Annotated in this window: 20 protein-coding genes; 13 read left to right on the top strand and 7 right to left on the bottom strand. The window is 69.0% G+C overall.

All coding sequences use genetic code 11. The annotated features are described in order from the left end of the window. Nucleotides 1–193: 193 nt before the first annotated feature. Genes AC1KAT_RS16365 through AC1KAT_RS16350 form a run of 4 tightly spaced genes read right to left on the bottom strand, consistent with a single transcriptional unit; the run spans nucleotide 194 to nucleotide 3,485 of the window. Nucleotides 194–1,633: an NAD(P)(+) transhydrogenase (Re/Si-specific) subunit beta gene (locus tag AC1KAT_RS16365; protein WP_480327883.1), complete on the bottom strand. Its 1,440-nt coding sequence runs from the start codon at nucleotides 1,631–1,633 to the stop codon at nucleotides 194–196. Then, nucleotides 1,630–1,950 (bottom strand): NAD(P) transhydrogenase subunit alpha part 2, encoded by a 321-nt coding sequence (locus AC1KAT_RS16360; protein WP_480327881.1) that lies wholly within the window; start codon nucleotides 1,948–1,950, stop codon nucleotides 1,630–1,632. Before AC1KAT_RS16360 ends, AC1KAT_RS16365 begins: the two co-directional genes overlap by 4 nt. A 42-nt stretch (nucleotides 1,951–1,992) precedes the next feature. Beyond that, nucleotides 1,993–2,358, bottom strand: a complete 366-nt coding sequence (gene panD / locus AC1KAT_RS16355; RefSeq protein ID WP_480327879.1) for an aspartate 1-decarboxylase — start codon at nucleotides 2,356–2,358, stop codon at nucleotides 1,993–1,995. An 11-nt stretch (nucleotides 2,359–2,369) separates the two neighbouring features. Then, nucleotides 2,370–3,485, bottom strand: coding sequence for a Re/Si-specific NAD(P)(+) transhydrogenase subunit alpha (locus tag AC1KAT_RS16350; RefSeq protein WP_480327877.1), 1,116 nt, complete (start codon nucleotides 3,483–3,485; stop codon nucleotides 2,370–2,372). Between the two features lie 177 nt (nucleotides 3,486–3,662). Here AC1KAT_RS16350 and AC1KAT_RS16345 point away from each other — a divergent pair, with 177 nt between their 5' ends. Genes AC1KAT_RS16345 through AC1KAT_RS16335 form a run of 3 tightly spaced genes read left to right on the top strand, consistent with a single transcriptional unit; the run spans nucleotide 3,663 to nucleotide 5,101 of the window. Beyond that, nucleotides 3,663–4,154, top strand: coding sequence for an NUDIX hydrolase (locus AC1KAT_RS16345; protein WP_480327875.1), 492 nt, complete (start codon nucleotides 3,663–3,665; stop codon nucleotides 4,152–4,154). Nucleotides 4,155–4,214: 60 nt separating this feature from the next. Continuing rightward, entirely contained in the window at nucleotides 4,215–4,631 is a 417-nt protein-coding gene (locus tag AC1KAT_RS16340; RefSeq protein WP_480327873.1) for a MerR family transcriptional regulator, read from the top strand. Continuing rightward, entirely contained in the window at nucleotides 4,628–5,101 is a 474-nt protein-coding gene (locus tag AC1KAT_RS16335) for a PaaI family thioesterase (protein ID WP_480327871.1), read from the top strand. The genes AC1KAT_RS16340 and AC1KAT_RS16335 overlap by 4 nt, the downstream gene beginning before the upstream one ends. 9 nt (nucleotides 5,102–5,110) lie before the next feature. Here AC1KAT_RS16335 and AC1KAT_RS16330 read toward each other — a convergent pair whose 3' ends face one another. Then, nucleotides 5,111–5,809: an ArsR/SmtB family transcription factor gene (locus tag AC1KAT_RS16330; protein WP_480327869.1), complete on the bottom strand. Its 699-nt coding sequence runs from the start codon at nucleotides 5,807–5,809 to the stop codon at nucleotides 5,111–5,113. Nucleotides 5,810–5,884: 75 nt separating this feature from the next. On the opposite strand from AC1KAT_RS16330, the gene AC1KAT_RS16325 reads away from it, so the two are divergent. From AC1KAT_RS16325 to AC1KAT_RS16300, 6 genes are all read left to right on the top strand, one after another. After that, entirely contained in the window at nucleotides 5,885–6,253 is a 369-nt protein-coding gene (locus AC1KAT_RS16325; RefSeq protein ID WP_480327867.1) for an NIPSNAP family protein, read from the top strand. A gap of 256 nt (nucleotides 6,254–6,509) precedes the next feature. After that, nucleotides 6,510–8,087 carry a methyl-accepting chemotaxis protein gene (locus AC1KAT_RS16320; RefSeq protein ID WP_480327865.1) on the top strand — a complete coding sequence of 526 codons (1,578 nt, stop codon included), beginning with the start codon at nucleotides 6,510–6,512 and terminating at the stop codon, nucleotides 8,085–8,087. 30 nt (nucleotides 8,088–8,117) lie between these two features. Beyond that, on the top strand, nucleotides 8,118–8,597 hold the full coding sequence (locus AC1KAT_RS16315) for a cache domain-containing protein (protein ID WP_480327863.1): 480 nt from the start codon (nucleotides 8,118–8,120) through the stop codon (nucleotides 8,595–8,597). Between the two features lie 62 nt (nucleotides 8,598–8,659). Beyond that, on the top strand, nucleotides 8,660–9,868 hold the full coding sequence (mnmA, locus tag AC1KAT_RS16310; protein ID WP_480327861.1) for a tRNA 2-thiouridine(34) synthase MnmA: 1,209 nt from the start codon (nucleotides 8,660–8,662) through the stop codon (nucleotides 9,866–9,868). A 162-nt stretch (nucleotides 9,869–10,030) separates the two neighbouring features. After that, nucleotides 10,031–10,642, top strand: coding sequence for a methylamine utilization protein (locus tag AC1KAT_RS16305; protein WP_480327859.1), 612 nt, complete (start codon nucleotides 10,031–10,033; stop codon nucleotides 10,640–10,642). Next, nucleotides 10,639–13,164 carry a putative bifunctional diguanylate cyclase/phosphodiesterase gene (locus AC1KAT_RS16300; protein ID WP_480327857.1) on the top strand — a complete coding sequence of 842 codons (2,526 nt, stop codon included), beginning with the start codon at nucleotides 10,639–10,641 and terminating at the stop codon, nucleotides 13,162–13,164. The genes AC1KAT_RS16305 and AC1KAT_RS16300 overlap by 4 nt, the downstream gene beginning before the upstream one ends. A gap of 79 nt (nucleotides 13,165–13,243) precedes the next feature. Here AC1KAT_RS16300 and AC1KAT_RS16295 read toward each other — a convergent pair whose 3' ends face one another. After that, nucleotides 13,244–13,501 (bottom strand): hypothetical protein, encoded by a 258-nt coding sequence (locus AC1KAT_RS16295; protein WP_480327855.1) that lies wholly within the window; start codon nucleotides 13,499–13,501, stop codon nucleotides 13,244–13,246. 189 nt (nucleotides 13,502–13,690) lie between these two features. Between AC1KAT_RS16295 and AC1KAT_RS16290 the strand changes: the two genes are divergently transcribed. From AC1KAT_RS16290 to AC1KAT_RS16280, 3 genes are all read left to right on the top strand, one after another. Further along, complete coding sequence (locus AC1KAT_RS16290) at nucleotides 13,691–14,035, top strand: antibiotic biosynthesis monooxygenase family protein (protein WP_480327853.1); 345 nt, start codon at nucleotides 13,691–13,693, stop codon at nucleotides 14,033–14,035. A 185-nt stretch (nucleotides 14,036–14,220) separates the two neighbouring features. Next, nucleotides 14,221–15,105 carry a hypothetical protein gene (locus tag AC1KAT_RS16285; RefSeq protein ID WP_480327851.1) on the top strand — a complete coding sequence of 295 codons (885 nt, stop codon included), beginning with the start codon at nucleotides 14,221–14,223 and terminating at the stop codon, nucleotides 15,103–15,105. A gap of 290 nt (nucleotides 15,106–15,395) precedes the next feature. Beyond that, nucleotides 15,396–16,286 (top strand): hypothetical protein, encoded by an 891-nt coding sequence (locus tag AC1KAT_RS16280; protein ID WP_480327849.1) that lies wholly within the window; start codon nucleotides 15,396–15,398, stop codon nucleotides 16,284–16,286. Between the two features lie 119 nt (nucleotides 16,287–16,405). On the opposite strand, the gene AC1KAT_RS16275 is transcribed toward AC1KAT_RS16280, so the two are convergent. After that, nucleotides 16,406–16,693 (bottom strand): hypothetical protein, encoded by a 288-nt coding sequence (locus AC1KAT_RS16275; RefSeq protein ID WP_480327847.1) that lies wholly within the window; start codon nucleotides 16,691–16,693, stop codon nucleotides 16,406–16,408. A 191-nt stretch (nucleotides 16,694–16,884) separates the two neighbouring features. On the opposite strand from AC1KAT_RS16275, the gene AC1KAT_RS16270 reads away from it, so the two are divergent. Beyond that, nucleotides 16,885–20,076, top strand: coding sequence for a sensor domain-containing diguanylate cyclase (locus tag AC1KAT_RS16270; RefSeq protein WP_480327845.1), 3,192 nt, complete (start codon nucleotides 16,885–16,887; stop codon nucleotides 20,074–20,076). Nucleotides 20,077–20,092 lie beyond the last annotated feature (16 nt).

Below are 20,092 nucleotides of genomic sequence, written 5' to 3'. Positions count from 1 at the left end.
CGGTTCATTCAACGCCAAGACGCCAAGGACGCCCAGAAAGCAGCCCTTGAATTCTTGGCGTCCTTGGCGTCATGGCGAGCTTTGCGTTGAATGTCGGCTCCGTGCGCGTTGCTCTCGACGAAGCGCAAGGCTCAACAAAAAAGCCGCGCCGATGTGGAACCGGCGCGGCTTGCATGGGCGGCGTGGGCGAGGCTTACTCGACGGCCTTCACCATGTCCTCGACGACCTTCTTCGCATCGCCGAACACCATCATGGTCTTGTCCATGTAGAACAGCTCGTTGTCGAGGCCCGCGTAGCCGGCGGCCATCGAGCGCTTGTTCACGATGATGGTCTTGGCCTTGTAGGCCTCGAGGATCGGCATGCCGTAGATCGGGCTGCCCTTGATGTGCGCGGCCGGGTTCACCACGTCGTTGGCGCCCAGGATGATCGCCACGTCGGCCTGGCCGAATTCGCCGTTGATGTCTTCCATCTCGAAGACCTGGTCGTACGGCACTTCGGCTTCGGCCAGCAGCACGTTCATGTGGCCGGGCATGCGGCCTGCGACCGGGTGGATCGCGTACTTGACGGTGATGCCCTTCTCGGTGAGCTTGGCGGCCAGTTCTTTCACGGCGTGCTGCGCGCGGGCGACGGCCAGGCCGTAGCCCGGCACGATGACCACGGTCTCGGCGTTGCCGAGCACGAAGGCCGCGTCGTCGGCGCTGCCGCTCTTCACGTTGCGCTGCTGTTGCGCACCGGCCGGGCCGGCGCTGCCGGCGTCACCACCGAAGCCGCCCAGGATCACGTTGAAGAACGAGCGGTTCATCGCCTTGCACATGATGTAGCTCAGGATCGCGCCCGACGAGCCCACCAGCGAGCCGGCAATGATCAGCATGCTGTTGTTGAGCGAGAAGCCGATGCCGGCCGCGGCCCAACCCGAGTAGCTGTTCAGCATCGACACCACCACCGGCATGTCGGCGCCGCCGATCGGGATGATGATCAGCACGCCCAGCACGAAGGCGATGGCCAACAGCGCCCAGAAATCGATGCGCGCTTCGCTGATCGTGTAGCCGACGATGAAGAACACCGCCGCCAGGCCGAGCGCGAGGTTCAGCAGGTGCTGGCCCTTGAACGTGACCGGCGCGCCCTGGAACAAACGGAACTTGTACTTGCCCGAGAGCTTGCCGAAGGCGATCACCGAACCACTGAAGGTGATGGCACCGATGGCCGCGCCCAGCGCGAGTTCGAGCCGGTTGCCGTGCGGGATCAACCCGCCCTTGGCGGTGATGCCGAAGGCCCAGGGCTCGACGGCCGCGGCGACCGCGATGAACACCGCGGCCAGGCCGATCATGCTGTGCATGAAGGCGACCAGCTCGGGCATCTTGGTCATCTCGACGCGCTTGGCCATGATGGTGCCGGCGGCACCGCCGACCAGGAGGCCCAGCACGACCCAGCCGAGGCCGACCATCGGGGCGATGCTGGCGGCTTCGGCCAGCTTCCAGATCAGCGCGCCGGTGGTCACCACGGCGATGGCCATGCCGACCATGCCGAACAGGTTGCCCCGGATCGAGGTGGTGGGGTGCGACAGGCCTTTCAGGGCCTGGATGAAACAGATGCTCGCAACCAGGTAGAGCAGCGTGACGACGTTGAGGCTCACTTGGCGCCCTCCTTCACGGCGACTTTCTTGTCTTTCTTCTTGAACATCTCGAGCATGCGGCGCGTCACGAGGAAGCCGCCGAAGACGTTGACCGCGGCCAGAGCCACGGCCAGCACGCCCATGGTCTTGCCCAGGCCCGTTTCGGTCAGCGCGGCCGCGAGCATGGCGCCCACGATCACGATGGCCGAGATGGCGTTGGTGACGGCCATCAGCGGCGTGTGCAGCGCAGGGGTCACGGTCCAGACCACGTGGTAGCCCACGTAGATCGCGAGCACGAAGATGATGAGGTTGACGATGGTCGGCGAGATGATGTCCATCCGACGTTCTCCTGTTTTAAGAATCCAACTCAGAACTTGCGATCAGAACTTGCGAATTTCTTTGACGCGGTTCTTCTCGTCGAGCAGCACCACGCTGGGCTTGTAGGTCGAGGCGTTGGCCTCGCTCATCGTCGCGTAGGTGCAGATGATGAGCAGGTCGCCCACATGCGCCTTGCGTGCGGCCGCGCCGTTCAACGAGATCACGCCCGAGCCGCGTGCGGCCTTGATGATGTAGGTCGAGAAGCGCTCACCGTTGTTGATGTTGTAGAGCTCGATGCGCTCGAACTCGACCATGTTGGCCGCGTCCATCAGGTCTTCGTCGATGCCGCACGAACCTTCGTAGTGCAGGTCGGCTTCGGTGACGGTGGCGCGGTGCAGCTTGGCCCGCAGCATCACTCGGTTGTTCATATCGGTACCGCTTACTTTCGTTTGACTTCGCCGCCCTGCGTCATCAGGCAGGCGGCGACGATGTCGTCGTCCATCGGCACGTTGAAGGTGCCTTCCTTGGTGATGACGAGCTTGAGGAAGTCGAGCACGTTGCGTGCGTAGAGCGCGCTCGCGTCGGCCGCCACCAGGGCCGGCAGGTTGGTTTCGCCGACCAGCGTGACGCCGTGCTTGACGACCGTCTTGTTGGCTTCGGTCAGCGGGCAGTTGCCGCCTTGCGCGGCCGCCAGGTCGACGATCACCGAGCCCGGCTTCATCGCCTTGACCATGTCTTCGGTGACGAGCACCGGCGCGGCGCGGCCCGGGATCAGCGCGGTGGTGATGACCACGTCGGCCTGCGCCACGCGCTTGGCGACTTCGACCTTCTGGCGGTCGAGCCAGCTTTGCGGCATCGGCTTGGCGTAGCCGCCCACGCCTTCGGCGGCTTCTTTCTCTTCGGCCGTTTCATACGGCACGTCGATGAACTTGGCGCCGAGCGACTCGACCTGTTCTTTCACCGAGGGGCGCACGTCCGACGCTTCGATCACCGCGCCCAGGCGCTTGGCCGTGGCGATGGCCTGCAGGCCGGCCACGCCGACGCCGAGGATCACGACGCGGGCGGCCTTCACGGTGCCGGCGGCGGTCATCAGCATCGGGAAGAAGCGCTGGTACTTGTCGGCGGCGATCATCACGGCCTTGTAGCCGGCGATGTTGGCCTGCGACGAGAGCACGTCCATGCTCTGGGCGCGTGTGGTGCGCGGCGCGGCTTCGAGCGCGAAGCTCGTCAGGCCGGCACCGGCCAGGCGCTGCAGGTTGTCGCGGTCGAAGGGGTTGAGCATGCCGACCAGCGCGCTGCCGGTCTTCATGAGCGAGAGTTCGGAATCGAGCGGCGAGCGGACCTTGAGCACCAGGTCGCAACCGAAGGCGCCGGCCTGGTCGGTGATCTCGGCGCCGGCCGCCACGTACGCTTCGTCGGTCACGCTGGCCGACACCCCGGCGCCCGACTGGACGCGGATGGTGTGGCCCTGGGCCTTGAGCTTCTTGGCGGTTTCAGGGGTGACGGCGACACGGGTCTCCCCGGCCGCTGTTTCGAGCGGAACCCCGATGAACATGGATGCCCTCCTCAGGCGCTGGAATTGGGTCGAACGGCGCACGCGGTGAGCCCGGCGCGCGAAAAGTCCGCAAGATTACCCTACTGCGCAGCGGATTCGTGCTTCTGCGATGCAGAACCGAGACGGTGTTTCGGTGGCGACTTTCCCGGCCGCGGCGCGCCGCTACCATGCGCGCCCATGTCCAGCCGTTGGAAACCCAGTGTCACCGTCGCCGCGGTCATCGAGCGCGACGGCCGCTTCCTGCTTGTCGAAGAGCACACGCCCGAAGGCCTGCGCCTGAACAACCCGGCTGGCCACCTGGACCCGGGCGAGTCCCCGCAGCAAGGCGTGGTGCGCGAGGTGCTGGAAGAAACCGCCTGCGCCTTCACGCCGCACAGCCTGGTCGGCGTGTACCTGTCGCGCTACCAGCGGCCGGCGCGCGGCGAAGACGTGACCTACCTTCGCATTGCCTTCGCCGGCACGGTGGGCGAACCCGACCCGCAACGCGCCCTCGACACCGGCATCGTGCGCACTGTGTGGATGACGCTCGACGAACTGCGCGCCAGTCGCGAGCGGCACCGCAGCACGCTGGTGCTGCGCTGCATCGAAGACCACCTCGCCGGCCAGCGCTACCCGCTCGAAGCGGTGATCACCGACGCGACCGTCTTCGCGCCCGAAATCAAGGGTTGACCCCAGGCGGGGCTGCGCGGCCAACCCTCGCACAGCGCGAGGCTTGCTAGCCTTTGCGGCATGAAAGTCTCCGAGCTTGCACGCCGCACTGGCGTTTCCATTCACCGCCTGCGCCGCTACGAGGCCCAGGGCCTGATCCAGGCTGAGCGCAGCGCCTCGGGGTACCGCGAGTTCAACGAACGCGCCATCCGCGAGGTGGTGTTCATCTCGATGGCGCGCGACCTGGGCTTCTCGCTCGATGCGTTGGCCGAATCGCTGCCGCGGTACCGCGCTGGCACGCTGACGCACGACGAGGTGATCGGCGACATGCTCCGACGCATCGCCGAAGTCGACGCCGAGATCGACGCCCAGCGCGCGCTGCGCAAGCGGCTCGTCGAGCACGTCGCCTGGCTGGAGCGGCGCAAGGCCGAAGCCGCCGCGCGCAAGAAGGCGTCGGGGGTTGCCGCCTGGCCGGCACCTGCGAAGAAGCGCGCATGAACGCACCCACACCCGCCAGCCTGGCCAACGCCAGCGACGATGGCCTCATGGCCCCGGGCGCTTTCCCTGAGGGCTACCGCCGCCACACGCGCCGGAGCCCGCTCACCGACCCGTGGGAGCCGCTGTTCGCGCGCGAGACGCCCGGCGCGGTGCAACTGGCGCTGTGCCTGCGCGAGGCGCACTGCAACGCCCGCGGCTTTGCCCATGGCGGACTGATCTCGTCGCTGGCCGACAACGCGATGGGCCTGTCGTGCGTGCGCCATGCGCGCGAAGGCCTGGGGTTGACGCAGGCGGGCGCGGTGACGGTGTCGCTTGCGCTCGATTTCCTCGACACCGGCCGGCTGGGCGAGGTGCTCGAATGTCACCCGGTGGTGCTGAAGGTCGGGCGCACGCTGGCCTTTGCCGAGTGCCGTGTCGTGATCGGCGAGCGATGCGTGGCGCGCGCGAACGCCAGCTTCCGTATGGTGTGACCCGGCGGATCAGCCCTCGGCCCATGCGCGCAGGTTGCGTTCGCCGACGGCCGTGAAGCGCACGACGCGTGAGTCGGCGTCGCGGCGCGCCCAGCGCAGCACGAGCAGCCGGTCGAGCAGCGCGGCGCCCAGCGTGCCGGCCAGGTGGTGGCGGCGCTCGCTCCAGTCGAGGCACGCCCGGCACAGCGGCCGGCGGCTGCGCGGCAGCTCCTCCACATCGAGCCCCAGGCGGGTGAACCACCCGGCGCCCGCGGGCCCGAGCCGCAATTCACCGGCCTCGACCTGCAGCGCGCGGCGCTTCAGGCCCGCGTCGTAGGCGGCGACCGCCAGCTCGCCCGCCAGGTGGTCGTAGCAGACGCGCGCGGTGCGCAGCGCCGGCTCGCGGGGGCTCGACTTCAGCCGCACCGCACCGCTGCGAAAGGCCACGCCCATCAGCAGTTCGAGCAGGCGCGCCACGTCGGGGTCGGCGAGGCGGTAGTAGCGGTGGCGGCCCTGGCTTTCGACGCCCACGAGCCCGGCGTCCACCAGCTTGGCGAGGTGCGCCGACAGCGTCTGCTTGGTGATGCCGGCGACCTCGGCCAGCTCGGTCGCGGTGAGCGCGCGGTCGGCCATCAAGGCCGTCAGTACCTCGGCGCGGGCGCGGTCGCCGATCAGGCCGGCGATGCGCGCGATGTGGGGGCCGTCTTTCATCGGGTCGATGCCGTCCATGGTTCGTTTCGCGCCGAACTGTAGCGAGCGGGCTGCGCCCTACCGTGAAGCCTCTGTCACCGTTGGAGTCTTCACATGGCCTCGTCCCCGTCCCTGACCTGTTTCATCCGCTACCAGATCGACCCCTTCCAGCGCGACGCCTTCCGGGCCTATGCCGAACGATGGGGCCGGATCATCCCGCGCTGCGGCGGGCACCTGGTGGGCTACTTCCTGCCGCACGAGGGCACGAACGACATCGCCTGGGGCCTGATCGCCTTCGACAGCCTCGCGGCCTACGAGCGCTACCGCGCCCGGCTCAAGACCGACGCCGAGGGCCGGGCCAACTTCGCTTTCGCGCAGGACCAGCGCTTCATCCTGCGCGAGGAACGCAGCTTCTGCGACGCCGTGGCGGGCACCTTCGGCGTGCCCGCTGTGGAGGCCCCCGCGCCAGTCCCCGGCCCTTGAAACGCCGGCCGCCCGGCCCGGCTGCGGCGGTCGCGCTATCGCCTTCGCGACGTGATCTGCCAGGTGGAACGCGGAATCCGTCACGCCCGGCCCCGAATCTTGGGGTCCGTTGTCCTCAAATCGCTGACACCTGGCTGACGGCTCCTAAAGCTGTGCGCGATTCGGCCGTTAAGGCTGGCTCACAGCGGTACGAACTGACAACCAAGCCGCCTTCGAGGGAGTGGGACCCGACGGAGGTGTGCACGAGGAAGGGCGTATGAAGACCTTGAACCACATCGGCCTGGGCGCAAAACTGCTGCTCGCGCCGGCCCTGGCGGTGTTGCTGTTGATGCTGGTCGGAGGGGCCTGCTACCTGGGTCTGAGCCGACAGCATGCGGCGATCGGCCAGATCATCGAGCAGCGTTACCCGCAGGTGCTCGCCACGGTGCGGCTGGCCGACCAGGTGAAGCTGGTGCGAGGCACCACCTACCAACTGCTGGCGTGGAAGAGTTCCGACTACTCGGCCGAGCAGTGCGAGGCGCTGCAAAAGAGCCTGGGCACGCACATCAAGACGCTGGCCGAGATGACCGGCGCGCTGAGCCGGTCACCGCTCTACAACGCCGACGAAGCGGCCCGCGCGGCCGGCCTGCCGCAGCAGGTCGAGAGCTTCTCGAAGAGCATCGTGCAGGCGCTCGACCTGTCCGAGACCGACCCGCTGCTGGCCACGCTGGTGATGGTCAAGCTCGAACCCCAGTTGCACAAGATCCTCGGCGACGTGCGTGCGCTCGGCGAGGCGCAGGAAGCCCATGCGCACGAAGACGCGACCGCCGCCGCCACCGCCTACAGCGTGGCCGTGTGGACGACGCTGGCCGTCGTGGCCGGCGGACTCTTGCTGGCCGGGCTGGTCGGGGCGCTGGTGCGCCGTGCCATCCTGGGCTCGGTCGGGTCGATCCGCGACGCGGCGCATCGCCTGAAGGTCGGCGACCTGTCGCCCATGCACGCGGTGGCCGGCTCCGACGAGGTCGCGCGCTCGGCGCAGGCGCTGTCGGACACCGTGCAAACGCTGCGCCACACGCTCAGCAACGTGGTCGATGCCTCGCGCCACATCGACCAGGCCATCCACGAGATCGCCCAGGGCAACGCCGACCTGTCGGCGCGCACCGAACAGCAGGCCTCGCAGGTGCAGCAGGCCAGCGCCAACATGGCCGAGCTGCTGTCGGCCGTGGGCGACAACACCCGCAGCGCCGACGACGCCGCGCGCCTGGCCGACCAATCGTTCAAGGCGGCCGAAGAGGGCGGCCAGATCGTCAACCAGGTGGTGGCCGTGATGGGCGACATCACCAGCTCAGCGCGGCAGATCCACGACATCACCAGCGTGATCGACGGCATCGCCTTCCAGACCAACATCCTCGCGCTGAACGCGGCCGTCGAAGCGGCACGGGCCGGCGAGCAGGGTCGCGGCTTCGCGGTGGTGGCGAGCGAAGTGCGCTCGCTGTCGCAGCGCAGCGCCACGGCCGCCAGCGAGATCAAGCGGCTCATCACCGATTCGGTGGCGCGCATCGACGCCGGCGCGCGCCTGGCCAACGACGCGGGCGAGGCCATGCGCCGCATCGTCGAGGCCGCCGGCAGCCTGGCCGCCACGGTCGAGCGCATCTCGCTCGCCTCGCGCTCGCAGAACGAAGGCATCTCGGTGATGACCGAGGCCGTGTCGAGCATCGACGGCGCCACGCAGCAAAACTCGGCCCTGGTCGAGCAGGCGGCGGCGGCGGCGGCCTCGCTGCGCAAGGAATCCGAGCGGCTGGTGAGCACCGTCTCGATCTTCAAGATGGACCTGGCCCCGGCCGGCGCCCGTTGACCCTTCCAAATCCACGAAAGGCAAACGCCCATGAACGCAAGCTTCGTCCCCACGCGCCGTGCGCTCGGCGCTCTGTTCCTCGGCCTGATGTCGCTGGCGGCGGCCCCGTTCGCCGGTGCCGAAGAGGCCTCGCGCGCCAACGCGCAGAAGATGGTCGATGCCGTGATGGCCATGCACCGCACGGCCGGCCCGGAGAAGACGCTCGCGGCCATCAGCACGAAAGAAGGCCCCTTCCACAAGGGCGAGCTGTACGCCTTTGCGTACAACACCAAGGGCGAGGTCGTCGCGCACCCGGTCAATGCCAAGCTGATCGGCAAGAACATGATCGACGTGCCCGACCCCGACGGCAAACTCTTCCGCAAGGTCATCGTCGAGATGGCGCTGGCCAAGGGCGGCGGCGTCGTGGACTACAAGTACAAGAACCCCACCAACGGCAAGATGGAACCCAAGCTCGCGTTCTTCCAGCGCGCCGGCGACATCATCTACCTGTGCGGGGCGTACGAGCAGTGAGATGAGGGGCTGAACGGGCCGGGCGCGGCGCGCCCGCCAGGCGCTTCCTAGAATCGCGCCCCATGTCCCAGCAGTCCCCGAAGCACCGCATCGTCGTCGGCTTGAGCGGCGGTGTCGATTCCGCCGTCAGCGCCCATTTGCTGAAGCAGCAAGGCCACGAGGTGGTCGGCATCTTCATGAAGAACTGGGAAGACGACGACGACAGCGAGTACTGCTCGTCGAACATCGACTTCGTCGATGCCGCGGCCGTGGCCGACGTGCTGGGCATCGAGATCGAGCACGTCAACTTCGCGGCCGACTACAAGGACCGCGTCTTCGCCGAGTTCTTGCGCGAGTACCAGGCCGGCCGCACGCCCAACCCCGACGTGCTGTGCAACGCCGAGATCAAGTTCAAGGCCTTCCTCGACCACGCGATGCGCCTGGGCGCGCAAAAAATCGCGACAGGGCACTACGCCCGCGTGCGTGAGTGCCCCCACGTCGCTGCGCTCCTGCCCCCCGAGGGGGCGCGGGCCGTCTTGGGGCGGCCCGGCGACGCCCCCCCCGCGTCGTCTTTCCAGTTGCTCAAGGGCCTGGACCCGCTGAAGGACCAGAGCTACTTCCTGCACCGCCTGACGCAGGCGCAGCTGAGCAAGACGATGTTTCCCGTCGGCGAGCTGCCCAAGACCGAGGTGCGGCGCATCGCCGCCGAGATCGGCCTGCCGAACGCGAAGAAGAAAGACTCGACCGGCATCTGCTTCATCGGCGAGCGGCCTTTCCGCGAGTTTCTCAACCGCTACCTGGCCAACCAGCCCGGCCCGATCAAGGACGACCGCGGACGCAAGATCGGCGAGCACGTCGGCCTGAGCTTCTACACGCTGGGTCAGCGCAAGGGCATCGGCATCGGCGGCGTGAAAGAGAGCAAGTCGGCCAAGGGCGGCGCCGAGCACGAGCCCTGGTTCGTCGCGCGCAAGGACATGGCGACCAACACGCTCTACGTCGTGCAAGGCCACGACCACCCCTGGCTGCTGTCGCCCGGGCTGCGCGCCGAAGACATCAGCTGGACCGCCGGCCACCCGCCCGCGCCGGGCCGCGTCGCCGCGAAGACGCGCTACCGCCAGGCCGACGCGCCGTGCGAACTGGCCCACGGGCCGTCGAGCGACACGCCCGAGGCGAGCGCCAGCTTCAGCTTGCGCTTCGACGAGCTGCAGTGGGCCGTCACGCCGGGGCAGTCGGCCGTGGTCTACGACGGCGAGGTGTGCCTCGGTGGCGGGGTGATCGCGCAGGCGCTTTGATGCAGTGGCTGCCGGCGCACAGCCGGCGCTGCTTGTGGGCATAAGTCACGCGCTTCGGCGGCGCCGGCGGGGCGCGCCTCAACCGAGGCCCGCACCGGCCGATAGGAAAGAGGCCGAAGAGGCGCGCACAGGTGCGCCCGCCGGCGTCTGCCCGCACCGCCCATGTTGTTCACCCGCCTTCTGTTCGTCTTCGCCGCATTGCTGGTCGCCGGGCCCACCGCTCACGCTGCCGGCGTGAGCGTGGTCGTGAGCGACGCGGCCGGCCGCCCGGTGGCCGATGCCGTGCTGACGCTCGAACCTGCCAAGGGCCGCCTGCCGGTGCAGCCCCTCGCGCCGGTCGACATCGCCCAGGCCAAGCGCCAGTTCAACCCCCGCGTGACCGTCGTCACCACGGGCACGGCGGTGAACTTTCCGAATTACGACACCGTGCGGCACCACGTGTATTCGTTCTCGCCCGCCAAGACCTTCGAGCTGAAGCTGTACGCCGGGGTGCCGGGCAAGCCGGTGGTGTTCGACAAGCCCGGCGTGGCCGTGCTCGGCTGCAACATCCACGACCAGATGGTGGCCTGGGTGGTCGTGGTGGACACGCCGCACCACGCGCGCACCGACGCGCAAGGCGCGGCCCGGCTCGACGGTGTCGCCCCCGGCGCCTACCGGCTGCGCACCTGGCACGCCGGCTGGCCCGTGGACCGCGAAGCGCCCACGCAGGCGCTGCAGGTCGGCGCGGCCGACGCGACGCTCACGGTGCAACTGCCCGCGGCGGGGATGCCATGAACGCGACCGACGGGCCGCCGCCGGTCATTCGCCGTTTTGCGCCGGCCGTGTGGGTGCGCGGCGCCTTCCACGCCTGGAAGCGCAACTCCATCGGCATGCGCATCGTGATGCTGTTCCTGGGCCTGCTGCTGGCGGTGCAGGCGGCGAGCTTCCTTGCCATCCGCGCCAGCATCGACCGCAACGCGCGGGCGGCCATCGCCGACGAGTTGCGCGTCGGCGAACGCGTGCTGCAGCGCGTGCTCGACCAGAACGCCCAGAAGCTGGGCGACGCGGCCAGCCTGCTGGCGGCCGACTTCGGTTTTCGCGCGGCGGTCAGCAGCAACGACACCGGCACCATCGGCTCGGTGCTGGCCAACCACGGCGAGCGCATCGGCGCGCCGGTGTCGGCCCTGCTCGACACGCGCCTGCGCCTGCGTGCCTCGACCCAGAGCGAAGCGAGCGAGCTGGAGCCCATCGTGAGCCGCCTGGCCGGCCGCGACCCGCAGGCGCGCCACATAGGCGACATCGCCGTGCTGGGCGGGCGGCCGTTCCAGTTCGTGCTGGTGCCGCTGCGCACGCCGCTGCTCGCGGGCTGGGTGCTGATGGGCTTTCCGGTCGATCAGCAACTGGTCGATGACTTGCACGACATCTCGGGCCTCGAACTGAGCCTGCATGTGCGCCCCAACGGCAGCACGCCGTGGAAGGCCGCCGTTTCGACGCTGGCGGCCGACGCGCGCACGACCATCGAACACCAAGTCAACCAGCTCGCGCCGGCGCTGGCGACCGACGCGTCGTCGCGGGCCATGAACTTCGAATTGCTCGACGGCGAGTTCAGCGGACGCGCCGTGCGCCTGGGACGCAGCGACCGGGCGGATGGCGCCGAGGTGGCGGCCGTGCTGCTGCGCTCGGTGGACGACGCCATCGCGCCCTACCGTCAGTTGCAGGTCGGCCTGGCCGTGTTGACGCTGCTGGGCGTGCTGGTGTTCGGCGTGGGCAGCGTGCTCACCGCGCGCCACGTCACCGCGCCGCTGCGCCGCCTGGCCATGGCGGCCGAGCGGCTGCGTGCCGGCGATTACGCCACGCCGCTCCTCGGGCAGCACCGCCGCGACGAGATCGGCGAGCTGTCGCAATCGTTCGAACGCATGCGCGAAAGCATCGCGCAGCAGCAGGGCGAGATCCTGCGCCTGGCCTACTGGGACGGCCTCACCGGCCTGCCCAACCGCGTGCAGTTCCGCAACGCGGTGCAAGAGGCCATCGCCACCGCGCAATCGAGCGGGCGTTCGGTGTCGGTGGTGATGCTTGACCTCGACCGCTTCAAGCACGTCAACGACGTGCTGGGCTACCGTTTCGGCGACCTCTTGCTCAAGCGCGTCGCCGAGCGGCTGTCGCAACAGGCGGTGCGCTCGGGCGACATGGTGGCCAGGCTCGATGGCGACGAGTTCGCCGTGCTGCTGGCCGACCTCGACCCGATCGGTGACCTGGGCCTCACGCGCCAGGTGGCGCAGCGCATCGCGGTGGCTTTCGACGGCTCGATGCAGCTCGACGAACACACGGTGGACATCAGCGCCAGCATCGGCATGGCGAGCTGCCCGCAGCACGCGAGCGACGCCGACGTGCTGCTCGGCCGCGCCGAGGTCGCGATGTACGCCGCCAAGCGCCGCGGTGACGGGCCGATGCTCTACGACCCCGCCCTCGACGCCGCCAGCACCCAGACGCTCACGCTGATGAGCGAACTGCGCCACGCGGTCGAACACGGCGAGCTGCGCATGTACCTGCAACCCAAGCTCTCGCTCAGCTCCGGCGCGGTGGTCGGGGCCGAGGCGCTGGTGCGCTGGCAGCACCCGCAGCGCGGGCTGGTGCCGCCGATGCAGTTCATCCCCTTCGCCGAGCAGACCGGCTTCATCCGCGCGCTGACGCTGTGGGTGTTCGGCGAGGCGGCGCGCACCTCGCGCCTCCTCGACGAGGGCGGCGTTGCCATCGTCATCTCGGTCAACCTCTCGACCCGCGACCTGCTCGACCACGAACTGCCGGCCAAGTTCGACGCGCTGCTCGCCAAGCACGGCGTGCCGGCCGAACGCTTCTGCCTCGAAATCACCGAGAGCGCGATCATGGACGACCCCCAGCGGGCGCTGGCGACGCTCGAACGCCTGAGCGCACTGGGCTTCCGCCTCGCCATCGACGACTTCGGCACCGGCTACTCGTCGCTCGCCTACCTGAAGCGCCTGCCAGTGGACGAGCTGAAGATCGACAAGTCCTTCGTGATGAACATGGAGAAAGACGCCGACGACGCGCGCATCGTGCGCTCCACCATCGACCTGGCCCACGGCCTGGGCCTGAGCGTGGTGGCCGAAGGTGTCGAAAGTGCCCAAGCCTGGGACCTGTTGCGCGACCTGTCGTGCGACGAGGCCCAGGGCTTCCACATGGGCAAGCCGATGCCCTCGCACGAGTTCACGCGCTGGTGCAGCGGCTGGACCGCCAAGCACGCGGTGCGGGTGTCGGGCAACGCCGGCGGCGTGGACCCGGGGCCGGTGATCCTGCACTGAGCCCGCGTTCGGGGCATCGCTCAAAAAGCAAAACGGCCGCGCGAGCGGCCGTTTGGCATGGGGGCGGAGCCGCCGGGGCTCAGGCGACCGCTTTGGCGGCGGCGGCCTCCAGGCAGCGGTTGCATTTGCCCAGGCCCGGCAGGCGCGGGTCGGGTTTGCCGTCACCGGTCTTGAAATTCGCCTGGCAGCGCCGGCACACGTACATCTTGGCGCTGGACATCATCGGCTTGATGCCGGGTTCTCCGGAGGGTCGGGCGGCGGTGTACTCCGCCTGGGTTTGGCGCAGCTTCTGCGTCGTCTCGGAGGGTGCGACAGCGGGGGAACGTCGAGTGGCCATGGATGCGGAGTACCTCTGGTTGGAGCCGGGGCAGGGGAGACAGGGCAATGCGCCGGGGCCGTGATTGTCCTCTCATTCGCGGCTTCCCGTCTGCCGGGGTGAATTCGCCCACTTGGGGGTGTTGAGGCAAGTCACAAGGGCGTGGCTAGGATCGGCCTCCGATCGTCTTCGACACCCCTCGTGCCGCCCATGAACTTCGCCCGAAACCTGCGCCCGCCGTACTTCGCCGTCATCTTCTCGTCGCTGCGCACGGCGGTCGAAGCCGGCTACGAACACACCGCCGACCGCATGGTCGAACTGGCGGCCCAGCAGCCCGGCTTCCTGGGCGTCGAAAGCGCGCGTGGCGCCGACGGCTTCGGCATCACGGTGTCGTACTGGGACTCGACCGAGGCCATCGCCGCCTGGCGAGCCCACGCCGAACACCGCATCGCGCAAGAAACCGGCCGCCGCGACTGGTACACCCACTACGAGGTGCGCATCGCCCAGGTCGAGCGCAGCTATGCCAAGCCCGCGGGTGGGGCCGGCGAGGCCTGAAGGCAGGCCTGCGCAATCGGTCACGCTCGCACCAAAAACACGACTTGTTACGCGTGGAAACCATGAGTCACCTCTTGGTTTCGCCGCGCGACGATGCATCCATCGGCACATCACCGACGCGTCGCCAGAGGAACTGCCCGGGCTTCCTCGACCGACGGCCCCCACAAAACGCATCGGAGACCTCCATGAACTTCGTCGCCAAAAACCTCGTGCGCTTCGGCGCTGCCGTCGCCCTGGCTTCGCTCGGCAGCGCCGCTCTCGCCCAGACCGTGGCCTTCACCGCCACCTACAAGGGCGGCACGTCGTCGCTGTGCTCGTCCACCTACAACATCAAGGGCGCCGAGCCGTCGGCGACGGGCAAGTTCCCGGTCTACATCCACACCGGCGGCACGGGCGAGGCCTACGACAGCGGCCTGGCGATGGAGGCGGTCAACCGCATGGCGGCCAAGGGTTTCGTCGCCGCCACCGTGGCCTACGCCAACAGCACCTTCGGTTCGTGTTCGTCGATCGGCACCAAGGCCAAGTGCATCTTCAACCCGTCGAACACGAACTCGGCGGTCGCCAAGCTGTGCGCCCGGGCCAAGGCCGACTGCTCCAAGGGCATCGTCACCGGCGGCCTGAGCCAGGGCTCGATCGTCTCGGTGCTCTCGCGCAACACCGACAGCCGCGTGCGCGCCTCGATGGGCCAGGGCACCGGCACCAACTACTCGATCTACGACCTGTCTTCGTGCATGAAGGACGGCGGCCACACGCAGACCGCCGACCGCATCCGCCTGATCAACGGCGAGAAAGACGTCTTCGTCGGCCCGACCGCCAGCAGCGTGCGCACGGCCAGCCAGACCATCACCGGCCTGTCGTGCGGCCTGACCGCGACCTCGTGCTTCCGGGCCAACGGCAGCGGCTGGTACATCGTGAAAGACGCCGAAGTGACCGACGGCGAGGCCGACCACTGCTTCATGCTCAACGGCGGATGCAGCGGCGCGACCACCGACGCGGGCTACAAGACCGGCGCCGCCGCCTGGCAGCTCGAAGCCACGCTCAACTGGTTGAAGACCTACACCACGCCCTGAGCGGCCAGCCCTGAGGGGCTGAACTGAGGCTTGCCGCCCGGTCCCCAGCGGACCGTGGCCCGGCGCAACGCCCTTCCGGCGCTGCGCCTTTTTTGCGTTTCGAGGCCGGTTTCGCAGGGTTGCCCTGGACGGCGCCGCCGTCCTTGCACAACCGTGCAAACCACTATGGTGAGCGGCGGCTCAAAAAAAGACCATCGCGCGTCGGGCCACCGAGCCCGATGACGAACTGACCGGCCAACCCCCGGGCCTGCGCGCGGTCAGTCGAACACACCCATACCTTGGAGACAGCCATGAAATCCCTCAGCAAGACCCTGCTGCGCTTGGGCGCGGCCCTGGCATTCGTGTCGGTGGGCACGTCGGCGATGGCGCAACTCGCCACCACCAGCTTCACCACGACCTACCGCGGCGGCACCTCATCGCTGTGCTCGTCGAGCTACAACATCAAGGGTGTCGAGCCCACTGGCACGGGCAAGTTCCCGGTCTACATCCACACCGGCGGCACCGGCGAGGCCTACGACAGCATCCTGGCCATGGCCGCCATCCAGCGCATGGCCGCCAAGGGTTTCGTGGCCGCCACGGTCGCCTACTCGAACGGCAGCTTCGGTTCGTGCTCGTCGATCGGCACCAAGACGCGCTGCATCTTCAACCCGTCGAACAGCAACTCGGCCGTCGCCAAGCTGTGCGCCCGCGCCAAGGCCGACTGCTCCAAGGGCATCGTCACCGGTGGCCTGAGCCAAGGGTCGATCGTCTCGGTGCTCTCTCGCAACTACGACAGCCGCGTGCGTGCGTCGATGGGCCAGGGCACGGGCAACAAGTACTCGATCTACGACCTGTCCTCGTGCATGAACAACGGCCGCCACACGCAGACGGCCGATCGCATCCGCCTGATCAACGGCGAGAAGGACATCTTCGTCGGCCCGACCGCCAGCAACGTGCGCACCGCCAACCAGGCCATCACCGGCCTGTCGTGCGGCAGCACCGCGACCTCGTGCTTCCGCGCCAACGGCAGCGGCTGGTACATCGTGCGTGACAGCGAAGTGCAAGACGGCGAGGCCGACCACTGCTTCATGCTCAACGGCGGCTGCAGCGGCACCAGCATCGATCAGGGCTACCTGAACAGCTCGTCCGCCTGGGCGCTCGAAGCCACGCTCGACTGGCTGAAGACCTACACCACGCCGTGATTCGGCAGGCGTGACGGCCGGGGGCCTGACCCCGGACCGTCAGCTGGGCCTTCCACGAAGAAAAGCGCCCCGTGCAAACGGGGCGTTTTTTTTGGGTTCGCTTCTCTGGGGCGGCTGGATCAGAGCGACGCCCCATGCAGGCTCAGCAACATGCCGGCCGCAATGGCCAGCAACCACGCAGGCACCTGCGCACGTGCGGCAGGGGCGCGACTGAGCAGGTAGCTGACCATCGACGCCGAAGCGGCGGACAGGCACACCATCGCCATCACCAGGCTGAAGAGGTCGCCGGGCCGCTGCGCGGCCATCGACAGCACGATCTGGCCCAGCACGAGGCCCAACAGCAGGCAACTGGCAAGGCCGTGGCGGGCGCCACGGGCGGGCGAGGGGGCGGGGGTCTTCTGCGGCATGGATCGAATTGTCGAGACGCCGGTCCTCTGCACTCGCCGAAACAGCGGGCCGTCCGCCCCGCATTTCAGCCGGGCCGCCAGCGGAAAAGACCGCCCCGCCGGCATCATCTTTCGGCTTTGCCCGCAGCCCCCGCACCTATGCTGCCCGGACCCGGCCCCCGGGTGCCCTTGCGCGCGCGCCGGCTGCTGCCATGACCCTGCCCCACTTCACGCCCAAGCACCTGCTCGCCGCGCTCGCCGGCTTGCTGGGCTTGGCTGCGACCTGGCGCGGCTTCACCGGCTCGCCGCTGGTCACGGCCTGGATGCCGGGCGTGACCGACATGGGCCTGGCCTCGCCGCTGCTGCTGGTGGCCGCCGCCGTGTGCCTGGTGCTGCTGCCGCGCCCGAGCGCGGGCTCGCGCGCGGCCGGGGCTGCGCTGCTGGTGCTGGCCGCCGCGCTGATCGCCTGGCCGTCGGCCATGCTGGTCGAGCACCTGGGTGGCGTAAACCTCGGCGTCGATTGGGTCTACCTGCCCGACCGGCCCACGCCCGGGCGGCCCTTCCCCGGCCGCATGTCGCCGAATGCCTGCATCGGTTTTCTGGCCTTCGGGCTGGCGGTGCTGATGGCGCGCGTGCCGCGCCGCCCGAGCCTGGACCGAGGCTTCGTCGCCATGGCCACCCTCGTCACGTTGATCGGCCTGGCCGGGCTGGCGGGTTACTTTCTTCGCCTCGAGGCGCTGTACCGCCTGGGCAACTACAACCGCCTGCTGCTGCCCACGGCGCTCGGCCTCACGCTGCTCGGCGGGGCCCTGTGGTTGCTGCGCGATGCGCGAGAAGAGGCCCGTCACGACTCGTTCGACCGCCACGAAAAGCGCATCGTCGGCCGCTCGCGCATGGTGCTCACGCTGGTCGCCCTGGGTGCGGGCATCGCGGGCTTCGGTGTCATGCGCGATTCGTTCGAGCGGGCCATCGCCGACAAGCTGCTGCTCACCGCGCGCACCAACGCCGCGGCGCTCAGCAACGCGCTCGAAGCCGCCCTCGACCTGATGCCCGGCATGGCCTCGCGCCCCGGCCTGGTGACGGCGCTGAATGCCCCCGCCGGCAACGCCCAGGCGCACCAGGAGGTCGATCGCCTGCTGGTGGGTGACATGCTCGGCGTGCGCCTGGTGGACACCACCGGCCGCGTGCGCATCGAGGCCGGTTCGCTGAGCGGTGCCACGCCCTGGCACAGCCCCTTGGGCGGCGAAGACGACACCGCCGAACTGCTGTGGCTCGATGGCTACCGCCTGCGCACCCAGACGCCGCTGCGCGACGGCCACCGCGTGGTGGGCCACATCGTGGCCGAGCAGCGCCTGCGCAGCTTCGACCGCGTGCTGCAAGAGTTGCGCACCACGGGTGACGCGTCCGACGCGTTGCTGTGCCGCCGCGACGGCGTGCATGCGCTGTGCGCCCCTTCGCGCCACCACGCCGAGCCGTTTCGCGTCGAATTGCGCGCGGCCGAACACGAGTCGCGCCTGCCGCTGGCCCGCGCCGTGCTCGGCGAGCGCGGTGTGGGCGTCATGAAAGACGTTCGCGGCGTCGATGTGGTCGGTGCCTACACGCCGCTCGATCCGTGGTCGCTCGGCCTGGTCGTCAAGAGCGACGTCGAGACCCTCTACGCGCCGCTGAAAGACCGCGTCGTGTGGCTGATGGTCACGCTGGTGGCGCTGGTCGCGCTGGGAGGCTATGCACTGCACAACCGCGTGCACCCGCTCGTCGTGCAGATCCTCAACGAGCAACGGCGCACCCGCAACATCCTCGACAACGCCAACGACGCCTTCATCGCACTCGACCGCGAGGGCCGCGTGACCGACTGGAATGCGCAGGCCGAGCGCACCTTCGGTTGGAGCGCTGCCGAAGCGCAGGGCCACCGCCTGTCCGAACTGATCGTGCCGGCGGCACAGCGCGAGGCCCACGAACGGGGCTTTGCCCGTTTCACGCAGACCGGCAGCGGGCCGGTGGTGGGGCGGCGCATCGAGTTGATGGCCTCGCACCGCCACGGGCACGAGTTGCCGGTCGAGCTGTCGATCGCGTCCTTCCACGACGGCGAGGGCTACGTCGCCCATGCCTTCGTGCGCGACATCTCCGAACGCCGCGCCGCCGAGCAGCAACTCGCCACCAGCGAAAAGCGCCTGCGCGCCATGACGGACAACATCCCCGCGCTGCTGTCGCACATCGACGCCGACCAGCGCTACCTGTTTGCCAACCAGCAGGTCGCGCGGCTCTTTCGCACCACGCCCGAGCAGATGGTCGGGCGCCACATCGCGCAAGAACGCGGCGGCACGCTGTACGACCTGATCCAGACCCAGGTCGCCAAGGTGCTGGCCGGTGAGCGGGTCACCTACCAGGGCAGCACCCTGGTGCGCGACAAGCTGCGGCACTTCGAGGCCACCTACGTGCCCGACTACGACGAAGCCGGCCGTGTGCAGGCCTTCTTCGCGATGACCACCGACGTCACCGAGCGCCGCAACAACGAGCTGCGCATCGCCGAAGACGAACACCGCCTGCGCCTCATCACCGACAACCTGCCGGTGCTTGTGATCTACCTCGACCGCGACGAGCGCGTCACCTTCATGAACGCCACCTACCAGCACTGGAGCGGCATCGCGGCCGAGACGATGGTCGGCAAGCGGCTGGTTCACGTGATCGAGCCCGAGCTGTACGCGCAGTGCCACCCGTTCTTCGACCGCGCGATGGCGGGCGAGCGCCTGAGCTTCGACGCGCACTCCGACACCTCGGGCACGCGGCGCCACATGGAGGTCGTCTACGTGCCCGATCGCAACGACGCGGGCGAGGTCATCGGCATCTACACCATGACCACCGACGTGACGGCCTTCCGCCGCATCGAGGCCGAGCTGGCGCAACTGGCCCGCTTCGACACCCTGACTGGCCTGCCCAACCGCCACGCGCTCAACGAGAAGATCGACGAGGCCCTGGCGCGCAGCCAGCGCAGCGGCCGGCCGCTGGCGCTGCTGTTTCTCGACGTGGACCGCTTCAAGCACATCAACGACAGCTTCGGCCACGCCACCGGCGACGCGGTGCTGGTCGAATTCGCCCGGCGCCTGAAGGGCTGCGTGCGCGTCACCGACACCGTCGCGCGCCTGGCCGGCGACGAGTTCATCGTCGTGCTCGAAGGCCTGCGCCAGCTCGACGAAGCCCAGCAGGTCGCCGCCAAGATCGTGTCGGCCATCGCCGGCGACTGGCCGGTGGCCGAGCGCACGGTGGCTGTGTCCACCAGCGTGGGCATCGCCTTCACCCAGCGGCCTCTTGCCCGCGACGCGCTGCTCGCGCTGGCCGACAAGGCCCTGTACCAGGCCAAGGCCGCGGGCCGCAACACCTACCGGGTCGAAGAAGTGCTGGCGTGAGCGGTGCGGCGGCCGC

Source organism: Piscinibacter sp. PDB5-1 (genome assembly GCF_056676035.1).
The sequence above is the reverse complement of the archived record's forward strand: the minus strand, read 5'-3'. Positions and strand labels throughout refer to the sequence as shown.